Origin of the sequence: Candidimonas humi, from assembly GCF_019166065.1 — a bacterium.
Taxonomy (GTDB): domain Bacteria; phylum Pseudomonadota; class Gammaproteobacteria; order Burkholderiales; family Burkholderiaceae_B; genus Candidimonas; species Candidimonas humi.
Map to the genome: position 1 here is coordinate 81,734 of NZ_JAHTBN010000007.1, position 20,873 is coordinate 102,606.

At 64.4% G+C, this 20,873-nt stretch carries 16 protein-coding genes; 5 read left to right on the forward strand and 11 right to left on the reverse strand.

Annotated features, from left to right (window positions below; genetic code table 11):
* Window positions 1-60: 60 nt before the first annotated feature.
* Together KVP10_RS15655 and KVP10_RS15660 are read right to left on the reverse strand one after the other, a co-directional pair.
* Window positions 61-1,581: an aldehyde dehydrogenase (NADP(+)) gene (locus KVP10_RS15655; protein WP_217965550.1), complete on the reverse strand. Its 1,521-nt coding sequence runs from the start codon at window positions 1,579-1,581 to the stop codon at window positions 61-63.
* A gap of 22 nt (window positions 1,582-1,603) precedes the next feature.
* Window positions 1,604-2,344: an SDR family oxidoreductase gene (locus KVP10_RS15660; RefSeq protein WP_217965551.1), complete on the reverse strand. Its 741-nt coding sequence runs from the start codon at window positions 2,342-2,344 to the stop codon at window positions 1,604-1,606.
* Between the two features lie 365 nt (window positions 2,345-2,709).
* On the opposite strand from KVP10_RS15660, the gene KVP10_RS15665 reads away from it, so the two are divergent.
* A complete protein-coding gene (locus KVP10_RS15665; RefSeq protein ID WP_217965552.1) occupies window positions 2,710-3,750 on the forward strand; it encodes a LacI family DNA-binding transcriptional regulator in 1,041 nt (346 codons plus the stop codon).
* A gap of 20 nt (window positions 3,751-3,770) precedes the next feature.
* On the opposite strand, the gene KVP10_RS15670 is transcribed toward KVP10_RS15665, so the two are convergent.
* The 7 genes from KVP10_RS15670 to KVP10_RS15700 form a co-directional block, all read right to left on the reverse strand.
* On the reverse strand, window positions 3,771-5,447 hold the full coding sequence (locus KVP10_RS15670; protein WP_217965553.1) for a N,N-dimethylformamidase beta subunit family domain-containing protein: 1,677 nt from the start codon (window positions 5,445-5,447) through the stop codon (window positions 3,771-3,773).
* A 114-nt stretch (window positions 5,448-5,561) separates the two neighbouring features.
* Window positions 5,562-6,557 carry an ABC transporter ATP-binding protein gene (locus KVP10_RS15675; RefSeq protein ID WP_217965554.1) on the reverse strand — a complete coding sequence of 332 codons (996 nt, stop codon included), beginning with the start codon at window positions 6,555-6,557 and terminating at the stop codon, window positions 5,562-5,564.
* On the reverse strand, window positions 6,554-7,543 hold the full coding sequence (locus tag KVP10_RS15680; RefSeq protein WP_217965555.1) for an ABC transporter ATP-binding protein: 990 nt from the start codon (window positions 7,541-7,543) through the stop codon (window positions 6,554-6,556). The genes KVP10_RS15675 and KVP10_RS15680 overlap by 4 nt, the downstream gene beginning before the upstream one ends.
* A complete protein-coding gene (locus tag KVP10_RS15685) occupies window positions 7,543-8,442 on the reverse strand; it encodes an ABC transporter permease (RefSeq protein WP_217965556.1) in 900 nt (299 codons plus the stop codon). The genes KVP10_RS15680 and KVP10_RS15685 overlap by 1 nt, the downstream gene beginning before the upstream one ends.
* Window positions 8,435-9,379: an ABC transporter permease gene (locus tag KVP10_RS15690; RefSeq protein WP_217965557.1), complete on the reverse strand. Its 945-nt coding sequence runs from the start codon at window positions 9,377-9,379 to the stop codon at window positions 8,435-8,437. Before KVP10_RS15690 ends, KVP10_RS15685 begins: the two co-directional genes overlap by 8 nt.
* A 21-nt stretch (window positions 9,380-9,400) precedes the next feature.
* Window positions 9,401-10,972 (reverse strand): ABC transporter substrate-binding protein, encoded by a 1,572-nt coding sequence (locus KVP10_RS15695; protein ID WP_217965558.1) that lies wholly within the window; start codon window positions 10,970-10,972, stop codon window positions 9,401-9,403.
* Between the two features lie 111 nt (window positions 10,973-11,083).
* Complete coding sequence (locus tag KVP10_RS15700) at window positions 11,084-13,333, reverse strand: penicillin acylase family protein (protein ID WP_217965559.1); 2,250 nt, start codon at window positions 13,331-13,333, stop codon at window positions 11,084-11,086.
* A gap of 165 nt (window positions 13,334-13,498) precedes the next feature.
* Here KVP10_RS15700 and KVP10_RS15705 point away from each other — a divergent pair, with 165 nt between their 5' ends.
* From KVP10_RS15705 to KVP10_RS15720, 4 genes are all read left to right on the forward strand, one after another.
* A complete protein-coding gene (locus KVP10_RS15705; RefSeq protein WP_217965560.1) occupies window positions 13,499-14,230 on the forward strand; it encodes a GntR family transcriptional regulator in 732 nt (243 codons plus the stop codon).
* A 175-nt stretch (window positions 14,231-14,405) separates the two neighbouring features.
* Window positions 14,406-15,665, forward strand: a complete 1,260-nt coding sequence (locus tag KVP10_RS15710; RefSeq protein ID WP_217965561.1) for an aminotransferase class III-fold pyridoxal phosphate-dependent enzyme — start codon at window positions 14,406-14,408, stop codon at window positions 15,663-15,665.
* 35 nt (window positions 15,666-15,700) lie between these two features.
* Window positions 15,701-16,564, forward strand: a complete 864-nt coding sequence (locus KVP10_RS15715) for a transketolase (protein WP_217965562.1) — start codon at window positions 15,701-15,703, stop codon at window positions 16,562-16,564.
* Window positions 16,565-16,566: 2 nt separating this feature from the next.
* Window positions 16,567-17,583, forward strand: a complete 1,017-nt coding sequence (locus KVP10_RS15720; protein ID WP_217965563.1) for a transketolase family protein — start codon at window positions 16,567-16,569, stop codon at window positions 17,581-17,583.
* Between the two features lie 14 nt (window positions 17,584-17,597).
* Here the strand turns inward: KVP10_RS15720 and KVP10_RS15725 are convergent, their stop codons facing one another.
* Together KVP10_RS15725 and KVP10_RS15730 are read right to left on the reverse strand one after the other, a co-directional pair.
* The gene (locus KVP10_RS15725; protein WP_217965564.1) at window positions 17,598-19,778 is read right to left on the reverse strand and encodes an acetate--CoA ligase family protein; all 2,181 of its coding nucleotides are present in this window, start codon (window positions 19,776-19,778) and stop codon (window positions 17,598-17,600) included.
* Entirely contained in the window at window positions 19,775-20,872 is a 1,098-nt protein-coding gene (locus tag KVP10_RS15730) for an acyl-CoA dehydrogenase family protein (RefSeq protein WP_217965565.1), read from the reverse strand. The genes KVP10_RS15725 and KVP10_RS15730 overlap by 4 nt, the downstream gene beginning before the upstream one ends.
* Window position 20,873: the final 1 nt, after the last annotated feature.

The following is a 20,873-nucleotide window of genomic DNA, read 5'->3' on the forward strand; positions in this document are numbered from 1 at the left end:
CCATCGGCGGGCGCTGCGAACCCCGGCGCCGCGCACGGCCGGGTTCGCGGCGCACTTCCATCAGGCAAGATCCGCCGGCAGCAGGGCCTCGGGGATATTCTGATAGCAGACCGGCCGCAGGAAGCGGCGTATCGACAGCGTGCCGACGGAAGTCGCTCCGAAATTGGTCGAGGCCGGATACGGGCCCCCATGCACCATGGCGTCGCAAACCTCGACACCCGTGGGGTAGCCATTGGCAAGCACGCGGCCCGCCTTGCGCTCGAGCACGGCCATCAGGCGGCGGCCCAGGGCGGCGTCGTCCGCATCCAGATGCAGCGTGCAAGTCAGTTGCCCTTCGATTTTGCGCGCTATCGCCACCATCTGGTCGGCGTCCTGCACCGTGACGACCAGGCCCAGCGGGCCGAACACCTCGTCGGCGAGCTCGGCGTCGGCGAGCCAGTCCGCCCCCGAAACCTTGAAGAGATTGGGGGATGCGCTACGTTCGCTGCTTTCCGTGACCAGTACCTTGGCGACGCCCGGACCGCCGGCGATACGCGCGCAGCCCTGCCTGTAGGCTTGAGCAATGCCGTCGGTCAGCATGACCTGCGCGCCGACGCTCGACAATGCCTGCTGCACTGCATCGGCGAAAGCGGCTGCCTGGTCCTGCATGATGATGGCGATGCCGGGATTGGTGCAGAACTGCCCCGCCCCCATGGTCAGGGAACCGGCCCAGCCCTTGGCAATTTCGTCGCCCCGGGCGCCTATGGCCGAGGGCAGCAGGAACATGGGATTGACCGAACCCAGTTCGCCGAAGAAGGGAATCGGGTCGGGGCGCGCGGCGCACAGGTCGAACAGCGCGCGGCCGCCGGCCAGCGAGCCGGTGAAGCCGACTGCCTTGATCAAGGGGTGCTGCACCAGCGCATGGCCGACATCGCGCCGGCCGCCCTGCACCAGGCTGAATACGCCTTTGTGCACGCCGCAACGGGCGACGGCGGCAGCGATCGCTTCGGCGACGATCTCGCCTGTCCAGGGATGGGCGGAATGGCCCTTGACGACGACGGGACAGCCCGCGGCAAGCGCGGCCGCCGTATCGCCGCCGGCGGTCGAGAAGGCCAGCGGGAAATTCGAAGCCCCGAACACCGCGACCGGGCCGATAGGCCGCTGCATCAAGCGTATGTCCGGCCGCGGCGCGGGCTTGCGGTCCGGCAAGGCCACATCGTGGCGGCGGTCGAGGTATTCACCTTTGCGGATATGCTCAGCAAACAGGCGCAACTGGCCGGTGGTGCGGCCGCGCTCGCCTTCCAGGCGGCCGGCGGGCAGGCCGGTTTCTTCGCTGCCGACCTTAGTGATGGCAGCGCCGCGAGCCTCGATTTCTTCGGCTATGGTCTCGAGAAAAACGGCGCGCTCTTCGCGGCTGGAATAGCCGTAGGACCAGAACGCCTCTTCCGCCGCCGCGCAGGCCTGGTCGACCAGGGCTACCGTTCCGACGGAAAAATCATGCGGCTCGCCGGAGGCGGGCGCGGAGCGGAAGGTGGTTTCCGTTCCGACCCATTCCCCGGCGATGAGATGCTTGCCGTGAGGCTGAAAAGACTTGTCGAGCATTTGCGATTCCTGTTTGCGGCGTTCAGCCACGTCCGATAAACGGCATGGCCGTCGCCATCACCGTCAAGAATGGAATGTTTACATCCAGAGGCAGGTCCGCCATGTGATAAACGGAAGAGGCCACATAGCCGACGTCCATCATGGCTTCCGTCTTGATCGAGCCGTCGGCCTGGGGCACGCCCTTTGCCTGCCCGGCAGCCAAGTCGGTACGGGCATTGCCGATGTCGATCTGGCCGCAAGCGATGTTGAAGGGGCGCCCGTCGAGCGACAGCGTGCGTGTCATGCCCGTGACCGCGTGCTTGGAAGCCGTATAGGCGATCGAGCCGGGCCGAGGCACATGGGCGGAAATAGAACCGTTGTTGATGATGCGGCCGCCTTGGGGATCCTGGCGCCGCATGCGCGCGAAGGCCGCGCGAGCGCAATAGAACACCGCGTTGATGTTGACGTCGATGACGGCCTTCCATTGGTCGATACCGACATCGTCGGGCAGCACCGACTTGAGGCCGATACCGGCATTGTTGAAGAGCACGTCGAGGCGCCCCCATTTGGCCACTGCCTGGTCGAAGGCCGCATCGACCTGCTGCGGATCGGTGACGTCGCAGGTCAGCACCAGCGCGTTTTCGTTGCCGTCCGCGGTTTCAACCAGCGCGTCCGTTCGGCGGCCGATCAGGCCGACGCGCCACCCTTCTTTCAGAAACTTGCGAGCCGTCGCGCGGCCAATTCCGGCCGATGCCCCAGTCACGATAATGGTTCGTCCCGACACTGCTGTTCTCCTTTAGCAAACCCGAAATCGCGCCACCGGCTTCCTGCAAGACTTGCGCCGTCTGTGCTTCGGATATTTAGTATGCGCATTCATTAGAATACACAAAAACCCTTATTGGGATCAAGAATAAAAATAATTCATTGATAATACATATTTTTATTTCTACATCTGTATAATTTCATTTATGCATACGCAATCAATTTCATGCGGGAAGGCGGCCAATTCCACCACAATACAATACGGCATCATAAAAAGAGGCCGTTAGATTCGACTAGCGTCTGTTCGGCAGGCCAGGCGAAGGTTTGTACCAATAAACCGCCCATCGCCGCCAGCCGCCAGGCCTTCACCACAAGGCACGAACGTCGATGAACAAGTCTTTGAACCTGCGCACGAGAACCGCAGGAGGACGTCCCAGCGGGCGAGTCACCATGGCAACGGTCGGCAGATTGGCCGGCGTCAGCCAAGTGACGGTGTCGCGCGCCCTGTCCGATCCATCCAAAGTGTCGCCGGCGACCATGCAAAGAATACAGGACGCCATCGACATCACTGGTTTCGTGCCGAACGCCGTGGCCGGCGCCCTGGCATCGCGCCGCTCGAAGCTCATCTCGGCGCTGGTGCCCTCGCTGACCAGCAGCGTCTACGCCTCGATGATGCAGTCCTTCAGCGACCTGATGCGCGACAACGGCTACGAGCTCCTGCTGTCCGAATGCGGCTTCCAGGCCGAAACCGAAGAAAAGCTGATCGCCGCCCACTTGTCGCGCCGGCCCGACGCTTTCTATCTTACCGGCATTCATCACACCGCCAGGGCCAGGCAAATGCTCATCGGCGCGGACATCCCCGTGGTCGAAGTATGGGACCTGACCGACGCGCCGATAGATATCTGCGTGGGCTTCCACCATCGCGAGGTAGGCTGGGCCATGGCCGACTTCGCCCTGGAAGCCGGATACAAATATGCGGGCACCGTCAGCGCAGGCGACGAGCGCGCCCTGCGGCGCCGCGACTCTTTCGTCGACCGGTATTCCGCGCGCGGCGGCACCTGCGTGGGCAATGTCAGTTTCAGCGATTCGGCCAGCGTCGCGCACGGCCGCGCCGGCCTTGCCCGCCTGATCGACGAGCACGGCTTCACGTCCGGGCTGATCGCCTGCAGTTCCGATCTGATGGCGCAAGGCATCCTGATCGAAGCGCAGAAGCGCAAACTCAGCGTGCCGGATCAAATCGCCGTCCTTGGCTTCGGCGACCAGGATTTCGCCGCCTATCTCGAACCCGCCCTGACCACGATACGCGTAGACCGCCCGGCCCTGGGCACGAGCGCCGCCCAGGCAATCCTCAAGCGCCTGCACGGCGGCAGCCGCGAGCAGTCGCGCGTGGACATCGGCTTCCAATTGATACGGCGCGAGTCGGCCTGATCTTCCTGCTCACGCTTGGCTCATTTCGCTTTAGCCAGGAACCTCCCCAGCACATTGCGTGTCACGCCCTGAGTGTAATAACAGCCGCGCGCCAAACCCATCACCCACTCGCAACTGCCGGCGGTGAAGACTTCGCCGCGGCCTTTGGTCATGGAAACTATCATGCCGGAGCCATATTGGTGGCGGGCGATGGATTCGGGGCTGTCGTCGCCACTGAGGGCCATGGCCTTGCGCGCCAGGCCTCCGTCCTTGAGGTAATAGCGGAACCCCTCGCCGTCGTGCATTTCCTCGCCATAGAGGGCCGGCGCCATGGCCAGGATCTCCAGGCTTTGGGGCGCGCCGTCTTCATGCGTAGGGTATGGCAAGCCGTGGCGAAAGGTGTATTCCAGGCCATCGACCTCATAGGCGAAAATTCCCGCCTCGGCGCCAAGCAGGTCGCCGTAGTGCGCGTCCAGGCCCTCGAAAGCCCAATGGCGCGGACGATAGATGGTGAAGCCGCGGCTGGCCCGCGGCGCAAAGCCTCCCCAGGACGAGTACACGCCGCGCATGCCATTGACGCCGAAGGTGGTGGCGCCCGGCCAGTTGACGGCCAGCTCTTCCCAGGCGCCGGTCAACAGTGCGCGATCGGGGCCGCCCGCCACCGGGTCTTCGTCCTTGGCCCGAGCCTTGTAGCAGACCTGCCGCCGGCCTTCGTCCTCGAGGCGGATCTGCCACATGAAATTGCCGCCAAAGCGCGCCACGGAGCCGCCGCGCTCGACGAACTGCTCGATGGTTTCGCGCATCTGGCGGGTCCAATACTCGTCGTGCCCTGCAATGACCACCGTATCGTAGCGCTCCAGTATCTGCGGCCTGTAGTGCAGGTCGGTCTGGGTGATGCAATCGAATTCGTAACCCTGGCGTTCGGCCCATACCGCAAAATGACGTTCGAACTGGGCCCAGCCGGCCGAGGCGTAATACTGGGCATAGCCATTGGTATAGGCCCATTCTTTGGTGGGGTAGCGCGGCGCCTCCCAGGGGCCTCGCGGCAACGGGTCGCAAAGGCGGGGCGCCCCCGGAGGCAGCCAGACCAGGCCACGGGTCCAGGGCCGCTGGTTGCTCAGCACGGGCGAGAACTGCTTGCCGTCGGCGCCGTCGATGCCGTCATACGCATTGGCGCCGCCCCAGTCGTTGTAGGCGGTCCAGGTAGCGGTGGAAATGAGGAACAGAAATTTTTTCCCGGATGATGCAGTTGCCGTGCGAGGCCGCACCACGAAGAAATGGTGCTGCAGGAACCGGGAGCCGTCCGCCCTGGCGCACCACGAGGCGACGCGATAGAAGCCGGAGGCGGCATCCTCCGGCAGGCGCCAGCGCAAGGCCACCGGCCAGTCGCAGCCGTCGCGGTAGGCCTGCTTCGGCATAGGCGTAAAACGCCCTGCGACGTCGTCGGCCTTGTATACGCACTGGGGCCGGGCACCATCGCGCCAGACCTCGAGCGTCCAGCGCGCAGCGGTGCAAGAGGCATGGAAGGCCACTTCGTCGCCCGGCGCATAGGACATGGCATCGGTGTAGACGTAGATTTCAGGCAGCGCAGGATCTTCGCGCGGGGCTTCGTACCAGTGCGACAAATGCAGGCCTGCATCGGGATGCATGACGCCGGATTGGCGTGCCTGTTGGTTCAAGGCGCCGAATTCGGGGCGCGCCATGGTGGGGGCTGACATCGCTTGACTGTTCCTTTCTTCAGGGATTCAAAGGCCTGCCGCCATCCGGGATCCCGGGGCACATACCCCGGACGGACGGGGCCCGATGGACATTGCCGTTTACTGCTGGCGCAGCTATGGCGCCTGCGAGGCAGACGACCGTATCGCCTCATGGAAATGGCAGGCGACCTGCCAGCCGGGCTCGACCTCTCGAAGTTCCGGCTCTTCCCGGCGGCAGCGATCGGCGACATAGGGACACCGCGGACTCAGGCTGCAGCCGGCGGGCCTGTCGAGCAGGCTCAGCAGCTCGCCTTTGATGGGCGGCGGGCTCGTATGCCCCACCACCGGACGCGGCACGGCCTTGAGCAGCGCCTGCGTATAGGGATGGCGGGGCATGGCGTATAGCCGCCTCTTTTCACCCATTTCAACCACGCGGCCGGCATATAGCACCGCCACCCGGCTCGAGATAGTCTTGACCACGGCCAGGTCGTGGGCGATGAACAAATAGCTCAGGCCCAGTTTCTGTTGCAGATCCATGAGCAGGTTCACGATCTGCGCCTGCATGGACACGTCCAGCGAAGAAACTGCCTCGTCGCAGACGATGAAATCGGGGTTGAGAGCCAGCGCCCGGGCGATGACGATGCGCTGGCGCTGCCCGCCGGAGAATTCGTGCGGGAAGCGCGAGGCGAAGGACGGCGGCAGGCCCACCATTTCGAACAATTCGGTAATGCGGTCCTGCCGCTGCTTGCGCGATATCCCGCCAGCTATGTCCAGCGGCTCGGCCACGGCATCGCCCACCCGCATGCGCGGATTCAGCGATGAATAAGGGTCCTGGAACACGAACTGGAGCCGGTGGCGCACCGCGGCGAGATTGGAGCGCGCCTGCGTCCCGGTGATGGATTTGCCGAACAGCAGGATGTCGCCCTCGGACGGCTCTAGCAAGCCGACCATCATGCGGCCGATCGTCGACTTGCCGGATCCGGATTCCCCCACCAGGCCTATCGTTTCGCCACGGCCGATGTCGAAGCTGACCCGATCGACCGCGCGCAGCGAATGGCGTCCCTTGCCTCCACGGCCCAGCTTGAAATCGCGGGTCATGCCGCGGACTTCGACTATGGATTCACGGCTCATGAGGCGGTATCCAGTGCGGCGGCGCGGGGCGGACAGCGCAACTGCCGGCCCCGCGCCAGGGTTGCGAGCGGTATGGCCTGCTCGAAACAGCCAGGCTCGGCGTATGCGCAGCGACGGCCGAAGCGGCAGCCCTCGGGCCAGGCGCCCGGCGCAGGGATGCTTCCGGGAATCGCGGCCAGGCGCTCGCTGTCGCCGTCCAAGTCGGGAATAGCCTTGAGCAGGCCTTCGGTATAGGGGTGCAGCGGTTGCTCGAACAACAGTCGCGCGTCGGCATCCTCCACGGTCTGTCCTGCGTACATGACAATGACGCGCTCGACGAATTCGGCGACCAGCCCCAGGTCGTGGGAAATCAGGATCACGGACATGCCGATTTCCTCCTGCAGCTCGCGCAGCAGTTGCATGATCTGGGCCTGGATGGTCACATCCAGCGCGGTGGTGGGCTCGTCCGCAATCAGCAGCCTGGGCCTGCAGGCGATGGCCATGGCGATCATCACGCGCTGGCGCATGCCGCCCGACAGCCTGTGCGGATATTCGTCCAGGCGCCGCCTGGCATCCGGGATGCGCACCATGTCTAGCAGTTCGGCGGTGCGCCGGCGGGCCGCTGTCTTGTCCAGCCCCTGGTGGATGCGCAAGGTCTCGCCGATCTGGTCGGCAATCGTAAGCACCGGGTTCAGGGAAGTCATCGGATCCTGGAAGATCATGGCGATGTCGCCGCCGCGCACATGCCTCAGCTGCCGCTCCGGCATCGCCAGCAAATCCTGGCCATCGAAACGGATGGCCGACTGCGGCATGCGCGAATTGCGCCGGCTGTGCAAGCGCAGGATGGAGAGCGCGCACACGCTCTTGCCGCTGCCCGATTCGCCCACGATGCCCAGCGACCGGTTGGCTTCCAACGAAAAGCTGACATTGCTGATGGCGCGCACCCAGCCGGAGTCGCCCCGGAAATCGACGCTGAGGTTGTCCACCTCCAACAGAGGCATGCTCATCAGGAGCCCTCCACTTTCAGCCGGGGATCCAGCACGTCGCGCAAGCCGTCGCCGAGCAGGTTGATGCCCAGCGTGGCCAGGCTGATGGCCAGGCCCGGGAAGAGCATGATCCACCAGGCTTCGACCGCGTAATCGCGGCCTTCGGAAATAATGTTTCCCCAGCTCGGCAGAGGCGGCGGCGGGCCGATGCCCAGGAAGCTCAGCGTCGCCTCGGCCAGGATCGCATAGGCGAAGATGAAGGTCAGGGTGACGAGCAGCGGCGCCAGTGTATTGGGCAGGATGTGCCGCGTAATGATGCGCCACGAACCGGCCCCGCTGATCCTGGCGGCATCCACGTAATCGAGCCGCCGGATCACCAGCACGGCCGCGCGCACGATGCGGGCGGTGCGCGGCACATAGGCGAAGGCCAGCGCGATGATGACGCTGTGGATCTGCGGCCCCAGCGCCGCGTTGATGCCTATGGCCAGCAGGATGGCCGGGAAAGCATGCAGCGCGTCCATGACACGCATCAGCAGCGAATCCAGCCATGTGAAGTAGCCCGAGACCATGCCCACGAGCGAGCCGCCTATGGCGGCAAGCACCGCCACCACCAGGCCTATCCAGAGCGAGAGGCGGGCGCCGTAGAGCACGCGCGTGAAGACGTCGCGCCCATACATATCGGCCCCGAACGGATACGCCAGCGACGGCCGGTGGAAGCGGTCGACGATGTGCATGGCCATGGGGTCGCCGGAAGTAATGAAGGGCGCGCACACCGCGCCCGCGACGAGCAGCAGCAGGATGATCGCGCCGATGCGAAACGAGCGATGGCGCCAGAGCCGCCGCAGCACCGACGGCCGCGCGGCGGCAGGGGCTGCCGGCTCTGCCGCGCCAGGCCCGCGGTCGATGGCGATTTCAGTCATAGCGCACCCTCGGATCCACGAATGTATACACGATATCGAGCAGCACATTGACCAGGACGAAAGCAAAGCCCAGCAGCAGCATGGTGCCTTGCACGGTCGGATAGTCGCGCGCCATGATGGCCTGCACCAGCAGGCGGCCTATGCCGGGCAGGGCGAACACCTGTTCCACAACTACCGAACCCCCTATGAGCAGGCTGAGTATGTATCCCCCCACCGTCACCACCGACATCAGCGTGTTGCGAAATGCATGCTTGCCGACGGTGGTGAATTCCGACACGCCCTTGGCGCGGGCTGTGCGCACGTAGTCCTGGTCCAGGATCTCCAGCATTTCCGAGCGCGTCATGCGCGCCAGGAACCCGATCTGGAACAGTGCCAGCACCACCGCCGGCTGGATCAGCGCTGCCAGCCAGTGCCAGAAGCCTTCCGCCAGCGGCACATAGCCGGCCGACGGCAGCCAGCCCAGATGCACGCTGAACAGCACCACAGATAATGTGGCAATCCAGAAATTCGGCACCGACACGCCCAGCAGGGCAAAACCCATGACCGCGGAATCGAACCAAGAATCACGCCAATAGGCGGCAATCACTCCCAGGCCTATCCCCACCGGAATAGTGATGACGAAGGCCACCGCCGTCAGCGACAAGGTGACGGGCAGGCGCTCGGCCACCGCCGACAGCACCGGCTGGTTCAGAATCAGCGACTGCCCGAAATTGCCGCGCAGCAGATGCGAGATCCAGAGCCAGAGCTGTTCGAGCAAGGGGCGATCCAGGCCCAGGTTGTGACGTATGGCCTGGATCGCATCCGCGCTCGCCTGGTCGCCGGCGATGATCACTGCCGGGTCTCCCGGCAGCAGATGCATCAGGAAGAACGTGAGTACCGCCACCAGCAGCATGACCGGTATGGCCTGGGCGATGCGGAAGGAAACGCTATTGCTCATGACGCTATGCCGCTGCGGCCCTTATTTGAGCCAGACATTCCAGAAGTGGTTCATGTAGTAGGGCTGGAAGCCGCCCACCTTCTTCGTGTTTATGATCTGCACATTGCCCCGGTCGGCAACCTTGATCATGTAGGCCTGGTCCAGCACACGCTGCTCGATGGTGAGCCAGGCGTCCTTGCGATCCTTGAAGTCCGGCGAGGAATAGAACTTCTCGTAGGCGCCGTCCAGGACCTGATCGCCCTTGACGTGGGGAAAGTTGTAGATCATCGTCTGCCACTGCTGCGGCCCGAGTATCGGATTGGAGCAGAAGCTCGTGGTCGAGACATTCCAGTTGCCCTTGCCGGTCTGCAGGTTGGAGGCATTGGTGGTCCAGTCCGTCATGTCGATCTTCACCTTCATGCCGGCCGCCTTCAACTGTTCGGAGAGCACCAGGATCGCATCGCGCATGTAGTCATAGTTGTTGTTGGTCTGCAGGACTATGGGCTGGCCGGCGTAGCCCGCCTGCTTGAGCAGTTCCTTGGACTTGGCGGGGTTGTTTTCGTCGTAGCGGCCGTCGGTGAGCTTGCCGCCGTAATACGCGCCGTCCGGATAGACCATGGAATGGTTCTTGCGGCTGGCGCCGATCACCTTCATGAGGTCTTCCACATGCACCGCGCTGCGGATGGCCTGGCGCACCTGCACCTTGTCCGTGGGCGATTGCTGCGTATTCACGATGAAGTATTGCTGGCAGTACGGATAGACCGTGACTTCATGCAACTGCTTCTGCCCCTTGATGCGCGCCACGAGTTCCTGGGGAATCGACGAGGTGAAGTCCGCTTCGCCCGTCTGCATGGCAGCCAGCCGCGCATTGGCCTCGGGCACGAAATTGAAGCGCACGGCGTCCACATATACGGTGCGCCGGCCGGCGAAGCCATCGGGCCCCGGCTCGCGGTCATCGGCCGCATAGCCGTCGAAACGCTGCAATACCAGATGGCTGTCCTTCACCCACTGGCCCAGCTTGAACGGCCCCGTGCCGATGATGTCGATGCCGCGGGCCGGCTTGTCCTTTTCTTCCGCAGGCAGGATCACGAAGGGATAGACCGGCGTCTTCAGCATGTCCAGGAAGGCTGCATTCAGCTTCTTGAGCTTGATGACGAACGTGTACGGATCGGGCGTGTCGTAGCCCTGTACATCGCCCAATGCGGAGCGGTTCGGGCTGACCCGGGCGTAGCGCTCGAAGGTCGCCTTCACATCCGCCGAAGTCATGGTCTTGCCGTTGTGGAACTTCACCCCATGGCGCAGGATGAACGTATAGGTCTTGCCGTCGTCGCTGGTCTTGATTTCCTTGGCCAGCAGCGGCTTGGTGTCGTATTTCCCGTCTATGGTGACCAGGCCTTCGTATAGATGGTGGATGACCTCCAGATCCACCATGCTGGCCGCCACTTGCGGGTCGAGCGTGCCCGGCCCGGACAGGCTGGCATAGACCAGCGTTCCACCTCGCTTGGGCGCATCGCTCTGTGCCGTCGCGGCGCTCGCCCCTGCCAGCCCCCCGAGTAGCGCCGCGCCCAGGACGACGGCCCCTCCGAACCGCTCCAGTCTGGAATCTGCAAACATTGTGCTCCCCTTCAATCTTCAGTGGATAGTCCATGCCCCGCTGCGAGGCATGGCCCTGCCGGTTGAAAACGCAGCGCAAGCATCTGGCAAGATACCCGCGCCGTGCATCGATCAAGCATTCCGGACGGTCTGTGAAATCTCCTGCCGCGACACGGCGGCCGCGTCGACCGCCGCCCGCGAGAACGGCGCAGGCGCCAGCTCGCATTTCGCCCACAGGGCGTTCTGGTCGCCGTAATGCGCGCTACCGGGAACGCCGGAGGCGCCGTGAAACACCACCCAGCGGCTGTTGTCCCAGTCGCCGACATCGAAAACATAGCGCGCCACCGGGCCGTAGGTCGCCGCCGGGCCGCCTGACGGATAGGCTCCGTGCGCGCTTACGCAATCGCCATCGCCCCCTACAGGCTGCGATGCGGGCGCAAGCCGGCTGGCCTGTTCCGGAAACACGGACGCCAGCGGATGGGCGAACACGGGGCGATGCAGTTCGCCCCATGGCGCGATCGTCTCGTCGCCGGCCACTTCGAGCAGCGCTTCCCGTATGACCTCGTCCCAAGTCGCTCCCGCCAGCAGGCTGGTATCGTCGCGGCGCAGCAGGTCCGGCAATGTCCACCAGAGCTGGTTGACGGGGACGACGCCGGGCGCGGCCATGCTTGCGTAGATGTCGTCCGCCGCCGCATCCAGGCCCGAACGGCGCGCCAGAATCCGCGTCATTTCCTGCCGCACGAGATAGTAGGCGGAAGGCGCCTGCGCCCCCGGATCCATATTGCCGTCCCACTGCGCAAGCATGTCCAGCAGGCGCTGCGCAGCCGCATCGTCGACATGCACCATAGCGATACGCGCTGCGATTTCGACCGCGCGCGCGCTGCTCGTGTCGGCCAACACGGCCCGCATATCCGCCACGCCGGCACGATCGATGCCCCCGAGCCGCTCGTCGATGCGGCGCGCGCGCGTGGACGGATGGCAATCGGTGCACAAGTAGTCGCCCTGCCCGTCCGGCACGATACGATTGTTGGCCGTGACCAGCCGGCCCGACGGTGGATCGACCAGGCGCGGCATTCTTTCCCAGGGAATATAGCCCCGCCATTCATGTTCGCCGGTCCAGCCCGGCACCGGCAGCCAGCCGTTGGCCCGATCGCGCTCGGGCACGATGGCGCGCACATTCACGCTGATGCGGCCCTGCGTGTCGGCCGACACGACACTATGGTCGATGACGCCCCAGGGACGGCAGCGCTCGTTGAATTCCTCCACGCCACGCGCGCGCAGCATGGGCAGCAGGCAATCCAGGGACCGGTCCACCGGATCCAGTTGCACCGAGCGCAGCGCAACGCCGAAGCTGGTCTGCGCGGCGTCGGTAATGACCGGCCCGTGCCGGGTCTGCACGGCCTGTATGGTGACGTCTTGGCCGCCGCGCACGTGTATGGTTTCGCTGCGCACCTGGGCGCGTTCCGTGCCGTTTTCGGTGGCATAGCACAGCGGATCGCCAGGATCGAAACGTTCCAGGTACAGGTCGTGGATGTCGGCAAATGCGTGCGTGACGCACCAGGCCACGTGCTCGGTGTGGCAAAAGTGCGGAAAGGCCGGCACGCCGGGCACCGAAAAACCCAGCGCGTCGAACTCATCGCAGCTCAGGTGCAGTTGCGAGTACATGGAGGGGATCTCGAATGCGCGATGCGGATCGCCGGCCACCAGCGGCCGGCCGCTGGCGGTATGCGCCCCCGACACGGCCCAGTTGTTCGAGCCCGCGACCGTCGCGTCGCTCGCCGCCATGCCCAGCACGGCCTCGATGGACGGCGCGAGCGCTTCCAGGCCGGCAATCCACCGGCGGGATTCACTGTCGGTCTGCGGCACGACGAAGCGCTCGGTGCCGCCGTCCTCGTAGCGCAGCAACCCGACTGCCTGCGGCCCTATGCGCCGGATGGCCGCGGCCCGCCACAGCTTGAACCATATCGAGCCCATGAGCAGCCCGCGCTGGCGCATCACGGCCACGCAGTGCCAAGGCTCCCAGGGCTGCGGCCGTTCGCCGAGCAAACCATATTCGACCGGCAGCGGCAGTTGTTCCATGGCGTCGTTCACGCCGCGCGCATAGCATTCGAGCATGCGCCGGGTCTCGGCAGACAAGTGTTCGTAGTCGCGCAGCGATGCCTGCGCCACGCCCAGGCGGCGCGCCAGCATGTCGGCCGCCAGGCCTTCACGGCCGACCCACTCCGCATAGCGTCCCACGGCGCGCCGTCGAGCCGCGTCCATCTGCCACAGCCTGTCCTGCGCGTGAACATAGCCATTGGCATAGAACACGGCGTCCGTATCCGCGGCGCGGATGTACGGTATGCCCCACTGGTCTCGGAGAATTTCCGCGGACAACGGCATCGAGCCCCCTTATTCCTCGCCAGCCTCGCCGGCAAATTTGCAACACGATATATAATATATTCTGTTCTTTTCGCGCCGGCTGATATCAGTAGTTCTACTTAGTCGACAGTGTTTTCTACAATTGAACAAAACAACAACGACAGAAACAGAGACAATCAACGCAAGATGACCGCAGAAAACACGTCTATCGTCCGTTCCAGCCTGACCCGCCAGGTGTACCGCAGCCTGCGCGACAAACTCATGTCCGGCCGTTTCCAGCCCGGCGAACGGATCAAGATCCGCGAACTGGCCGCGCAATTGGGCGTCAGCGAAACCCCGGTGCGCGAAGCGCTGCTGCTGCTGACCAACGACGGCGCCATCGAGATGAAGACAGGCTATTACTTCCTGACTCGCCATCTCAGCCTGGCCGAATACATGGAGATCCGGCGCCTGCGCCTGATACTCGAACCTATAGCCGCCATCGAAGCCTTGCCGCACGTCGATGCAAACTTCATCGCCGAATTGCGGCGCATCCACACACAGCTGATCCGTGCCGAGGAAGAAAAAGACTATCCCCAGGCACTGCAATCCAATTTCGACTTCCACTTCTCGCTGTACCGGCGCTCCGGCATGCCGCAGTTGACGGAAATCCTGGAGCGCCTGTGGATCCAGGCGGGCCCGCTGCTGACTTACCTCTACCCTTACGGCCATCCCACCTACAAGGGCGACCATCAGCACACCAAAGTCATAGACGCCCTGGAAGCGCAAGACGCCGCTGCGCTGCGCACCGCGGTCGAGCAAGACCTGATAGAAGGAGGCGACAAGTTCATCGCCTACCTGCAGACCATCGACGAACAGGCGCCCCAGCCGGTCAAGAAATCCTCCACCAAGTCAATACGCAGAAGCCCCGCCGCGTAACTGCGGCCCGCGTGCGGCACCCTGCCAGTCGCCCACCCGCCACATGATTGGCGCCAGCCGGCGTTCCATGCTTTACAGTGTTCAAATACATCATATATCATGTATCAAGCGATGTACAAATAAATTGGCAATACCAGGCTGATCACCCTCTCTCGTTCCTTCACTGGACCCGGAAATGACTGCGACGCAGACGGCGGCAAGTAGACAGATCGACAACGACAACGAGCTCATGGACACGAACCTCCGGAGCCGGGCCGAGCGAGTCATCCCAGGGGGCATGTACGGTCACCTGAACGCCAAGGCGCTTCCGCCAGGCTATCCCCAGTTCTTCGAGCGGGCCCAAGGCTGCCGGGTCTGGGACGTGAACGGCCGCGAATACATCGATTTCATGTGCAGTTGGGGGCCCGTCATTGCCGGCCACAAGCATCCCGGCATCGAAGAGGCGGCCCGCCGGCAGGCATCGCTGGGCGATTGCATGAACGGCCCCACAGGCCGCCTGGTAGAACTTGCCGAGCGCCTGGTCGGAATGTTGCCCCATGCGGACTGGGCCATGTTCCAGAAAAACGGCACCGACGCCACCACCACAGCCCTGACCATTGCCCGCGCCGGCACAGGCAAGCGCAAGATTCTTTTGGCCAAGGGGGCATACCACGGGGCGGCTCCGTGGTGCAGCCCGTCAGTCGCGGGCGTCACTGCCGAAGACCGCGCCCACCTGATCTACTTCGCCTTCAATGACGTCGCCAGTCTCGAACAAGCCGCCCGGCAGGCCGGCGACGACCTTGCGGCAATATTGGTGTCGGCCTTCCGCCACGACCTGGGCGTGCCGCAAGAACTGCCCGACCCGGCCTTCGCGCGCAAGGCGCGCGAATTGTGCGATGCCCGCGGCGCCGCGCTCGTGCTCGACGAAGTGCGTGCCGGCATGCGCCTGTCCCTTTCGGGCAGTTGGGAAGGCCTGGGCGTGCGGCCCGACCTCGCCGCCTGGAGCAAGGCCATCGCCAACGGCTATGCGCTCGCTGCAGTCACCGGCAACGACCGCTATCGCAGGGCGGCGCAGCAGATCTACATCACGGGATCGTTCTGGATGGGCGGCGTGGCGATGGCGGCGGCCCTGGCCACCCTGGACGTGCTGGAACGCAGCAATGCCGTAGAACATTTCGAGAACATGGGGCTGCGCCTGCGCCTCGGGCTGCAACGTCAGGCGGACAAGTACGGGTTGCCGCTCAAGCAAACGGGCCCGGTGCAACTACCCTCGGTCATGTTCGAACAGGATGCCGATTTCGCCAAAGGCTCCCTGTTCGCCGCAGAAGCCCTGAAGCAAGGCGTATATCTGCATCATCGCCACAACATGTTCCTGAGCCTCGCGCACAGCGAACGCGACATAGACCTGGCGCTGCAGGTTACGGATCACGCGTTTTCCAAAGTAGCCGCCCTGTAACCGTATCCGGGCTCGTCCGCAAAAGGAAAGACCTCATGCCTCATGCCTCCCAACCCCCGCGCGCGCCCTTCCCCGCCACCCGCGATCCCGCCGTGCTGGCGGACATAGCCCGGTACTTGCGCAAACAGGTCGTCCGCATGGTCGCGCGCACTGGCCAGGGCTATGTGCAACAGGGCTTGGGAGCCGCCGACATCTTCACCACGCTCTATTTTTCCGAGCTGAACCTGAAACCACAGGAGCCCGCGTGGGAAGACCGGGACCGGTTCATCCTGTCGACCGCGCACAACACCGCCATCTTCTATGCCACGCTGGCTGCGCGCGGACTCATAGACCTGGCCCTGCTGGATACTTATTGCGAGGACGGCTCGCCGCTGGAGATCAACGCCTCCGAGCGCCTGGGTCCGATGATCGAGGCGACCTGCGGTTCGCTGGGACAAGGCCTGTCCGTCGGAGCCGGCATGGCCGCCGCCCTCGGCCGCGCCGGCAGGCCAGGCCGGGTATATGTGGTGCTGGGCGACGGCGAGCTGCAGGAAGGCCAGGTATGGGAAGCCGCCATGGCCGCCGGCAACTGGCGCCTCGACAACCTATGCCTGGTCATCGACGCCAACGATATGCAGGTCGAGGGCCATGTCGACCAGGTCCAGGCCAACGAGCCACTGGCCGCCAAGTGGGAAGCCTTCGGCTGGCGCACCCAGGATATAGACGGCAATGATATTGCCGCGATCCAGGCCGCCTTGCGCCGGGCCCGGGACGAGCGCGGCCAGCCCCATTGCATCATCGCCCGCACACTGGCCGGCAAGGGCGCTCCGACTCTGGAAGGAATACTCGGCCACAACCTCAGGCTTCCGGCTGACATTGCAGCCAGGGCGCTCGACGAACTCGATATGCAGGAGGCCTGATCATGCCCAACGACCATCTTGCGGTACAGGACTTCACGGACCGCTCCGGCCAACAGGCCGCGCCGCGCCATTATGGAGAAGCCTTGCTGGCCGCCGCACGCGACGACGCGCGCATCGTCGCCCTGACCGCCGATCTGACAGGCCCGACCGAAACCGACCTGATGCGCGACGCAATGCCCGAACGCTTCTACCAGGTCGGCATCTCCGAAGCCAATATGGCAGGCATGGCAGGCGGCATGGCGCGTTGCGGCCATATTCCCTTCATCCATACATTCAGTGTCTTCGCCACGCGCCGCAGCTACGATCAGATCGCCATGCAATTGGCCTACCCGGGTCTCAACGCCAAGATCGTCGGATTCATCCCGGGAATCGACACCCTGCTGGGCGTGAGCCACCAGGCCATCGACGACATTGCGTTGATGCGGGCACTGCCGCGCATGCGCGTGCTGGAGCCGGCTCCGGGCCAGGTCGCCCATGCCGTTCGGGAAGCGCTCGCCTACGAAGGGCCGGTCTATCTGCGGCTGGCCCGCAAATCGGGGGGGAACACTGCTTCGACATATCCCGAGCCGGTCGACGGGATTACGGAAATACGTCAAGGCGGCGACGGCCTGCTCCTGGCTTGCGGGCTCATGGTGCCCATCGCACAACAGGCAGCGGAACAGTTGGCCGCACAAGGCATCGAGGTCGGAGTGGCCGCCGTCACCACGCTCAAGCCCATGAGCGCAAAGGTTCTCGCCCTGGCCAAGGCAACTCCCGTAGTGGTCACTGTCGAGAACCACTCCATCATCGGCGGACTGGGGACGGCCGTGGCCGAATTACTGGCCGAGGAAGGCGTCTGCGTGAACTTCGAGCGAGTGGGCCTGCGCGACACGTTCGCGTATGGCGGCACGACGCCTTATTTGATGAAAACCTTCGGCATGGATGCCGATGCCGTCGTGGAGGCAGTCCTGCGCCAACGCAGGCGTTTCCAGGCGGGCGCCTCCAATGCCGCCAAGCCTCGAGATTCCGGAAACAAATAGGCTTGCGGCGAGCGTCAACAAGACGAGGTGGCCATGCACGCGGTATCTCGAGACGCAAGCGCTGCCGGCGGTTTCCTGGTCACGATCAAGGCATCCAGGCACACCGCCGTATCGTGCTTGAGCACAAACGGGTTTACGTCAATGCTGACGAGCGCTTCGCGCCAGTCGCACGCCAATTCGGACAGCCCGATCAGCGCCTTCACGAGCAAGCCTGTGTCGAGTGCCGGCTGGCCCCGCCAGCCCTTGAGCAGTTTGTATCCTTTTATCGATTCGATCAATTGATACGCGCGCCGCTCCGTCAAGGGGGCGGAAGCGAAAGCCACATCTTCGAAAAGCTCCACCGAGATGCCCCCCATGCCGAACATTATCATCGGCCCGAACAAGGGATCCATGTGTACGCCCAATATGGTTTCGGTGCCCGGCTCGATCATGGGCGAGATCAGCACCCCGGAGAGTGTCGCCTTCTCGTCATGCGCACGAGCCCGGGCCTGCAAGGTGGCGTAGGCTTCCCGCACCGCACCGGCGTCGGCCAGATTCAGCATGACGCCGCCGATTTCGGTCTTGTGCCGGATCTCCGGTGAAACGATCTTGGCCACCACCGGGAATCCTATTTCCTGCGCGGCGAGCACGGCATCTTCGGCGCACGTGCATAGACGTTCGGCAAGCACCGGAAGGCCGTACCGGGCCAGGATCTGCTTCGCCTGGAATTCGTCCAGGGGCGCATCCGGAAGTGCGGGCAAGGCACGGCCCGAAGCCTGCCGAATGCCGCGCACCGTGTCCTTGTCGCGCAGCGTGTCATGCAGGCAATTGCGTCTTTCGGCCATGGCGCAGGCGGCCCCCAGCGCGGCGATGGCCCGGCCGGGGTCGGAAAAAATCACCATGCCTTGTTCTTCGAGCGCGACACGCATCCGTTCGCTGTGCGGGCCCACCAGCACGATCAGCCGATCTGGATATTCCGCCCTGAGCTTGCCGAGGTCTTCCAGCAAAGGCGGGAAGCGCCGCTCGTCGCAAGGAATCTGGGCCAGGTAGATGCATAGGGTGGACCATTCGGTCTGCGCCAGCATCAATCGGGCCAGGCCGGCGATGCCGCCCGGGATGGCGCTGATCTGCGCGGTGGTGTCCAGCGGGTTGTCGCCGATGGCGAAGGGCACGAGGTCGTGCACCTGGTCTTGCAGGGGCGCCGGGATGCCGGGGATGGCAATGCCATGCCGTTCGGCGTCATCGGTCATCAACACACCTATGCCGCCCGAAACCGTCAGGATTCCGGCGCTGGAATTGCGGGGCGCGGGCAATTGGGTGCACAGGTAGGCAATGTCCAGCATCTCTTCTATGGTGCGGGCGCGCCAGGCGCCGCACTCCCGCACAACCGTGTCGAAGACCCTATCGTTGCCGGCGATGGCCCCGGTATGCGTGGCCGCGGCGAGCTGGCCCCGCGACGAGGTCCCGACCTTCATCAGGACGACCGCCTTGCCCGCCGCCGACGCGCGCAGCAGCGCCCGCCGCAGGACATCGCCGCTGCGGCATCCCTCGATGGCCCCGCATATGACGCGGGTTTCCGGGTCGGAAGCCAGGAAATCTATGCACTGCGCCACATCGACATCCGCCTCGTTGCCGGTCGCGACTATGCGCGCAATGCCCAGGCCCCGCTGTATCGCCTGGGCATAGGCGCAGGAACCGAAGGCCCCGCTTTGCGTAGCGAAGCTTATTCCGCCGGGCTGGGGCGACAATGCCTCCAGCGCCGTGGAAAAAGTCGCGAAGTAACGGTTCGGGACGCTGACTATGCCCAGGCAGTTCGGCCCGATGAGCCGGACGCCGTGCTCGCGCGCCATGCGCGCCAGTGTTTCCTGGCGCTGCCGGCCGATGTCGTCTTCTTCGGCAAAGCCGGAGCTCAGTATCTGGACATGCTTGATGCCGTGATCGATGCAGGCTTGCAAGGCCTCTTGCGCGGCGGAGGCCGGAACGATGATGACGGCCTGGTCGACCTGCTGGGGCACGTCGGCAAGGCTGGCGTAGCAGCGCAGCCCCTGGACGTTCCCGGCCTTGCGGTTTATCGGAAATATCTTTCCGCGGTACCCGGCTTTCAACATGAACCGGATGACCCGGCCCCCCAGCTTGTCCGCATCCGAGGAAGCCCCGATGACGGCAACCGACTGCGGATCGAAGAATGGTAAGAGAGGATGATCTTTTGCGCTCATGGCCGTGTCTTGGTGCGAAAGTCGTGCAAACAATAAAGATGGCTCAGCGGGTCGTCGAACCGCAGGGCATTGGCCAGCATCCGTGTGGCCAGCCGCGCGGCCGGAAGCTCTTTGGTCATGCCCATCCCGCCATGCAGCTGAATGACCATTTCGGCAAACCGGATCGCCTCCTGTCCCGTAAACAGCCCGAGCAAGTCGAAGGCCGCCTTGGCCTGCCGGCTGTCGAGCGGAGCCTGCATCGTATCGAGCGACGCCTGCAACAGGCCGCGCGCCAACTCGTAGATGATATAAAGCCGCGCGACATCATGGCGCAAGACCTGGAAACGCGACAGGGACTGGCCGAATTGATGCCGTTCCCGCAGGTAGGCTATGGTGTGTTCGAGCGCACTGCCCATGGCGCATACCGTGTCCGCCGCCGTGGCGCAGACCGCGAGGCGCCAGCCTGCCTCGATGGCCCGCGCCGCCTCCGCGCCGAACGCCAGCATGGCCGACGCGGGCAGCGACATGGACTCCATCCGATAAGCGCAAACGCCGCGTTCGTCCATGGATGTATAGGCCGCGGCCTCGCCATCCAGCTCTTGCCGGCGAGCGATGAAAACCATGGGGCTGCCGTCCCCGGCGTTGCGCGCCACCAACAGGGCATGCGTACATTCTTCGGTCAGCGCGATGTTCGGGATGCATCCCGAAAGTTCCCATTTCCCGGCTTGCTCGCGGGCGAGCAAGGGCTCTTCCGGCTGGCCGTTCAGAGATCCCCCCAGCTCTATGATGGCCGAGCCATCCGCGACGGCCGCGAGCAGGCTCCGGGCCGCATCCCCATCGGCCAGCGCATCCAGCATGGTCGGCACGACGCCGCAGCGGGTTACGACCGGCAAGGCCACGGCATGCGTAGCCAGGCCTTCGACGATGGAGGCGAAATCCGAGAAACTTCCTCCCGCTCCCCCCGCAGACTCGGGGACGAGAACCGCGTTCCACCCAAGCTCGCCTATCACTTGGGTAGAAGCCGCCTCCGGATAGCGGCCGGCGGCGTCCCTGGCCCAGCGCGTCGCGCTGTCGAACAGCATTCCAGGGAACAAAGCTTTGACGACAAAAGACATA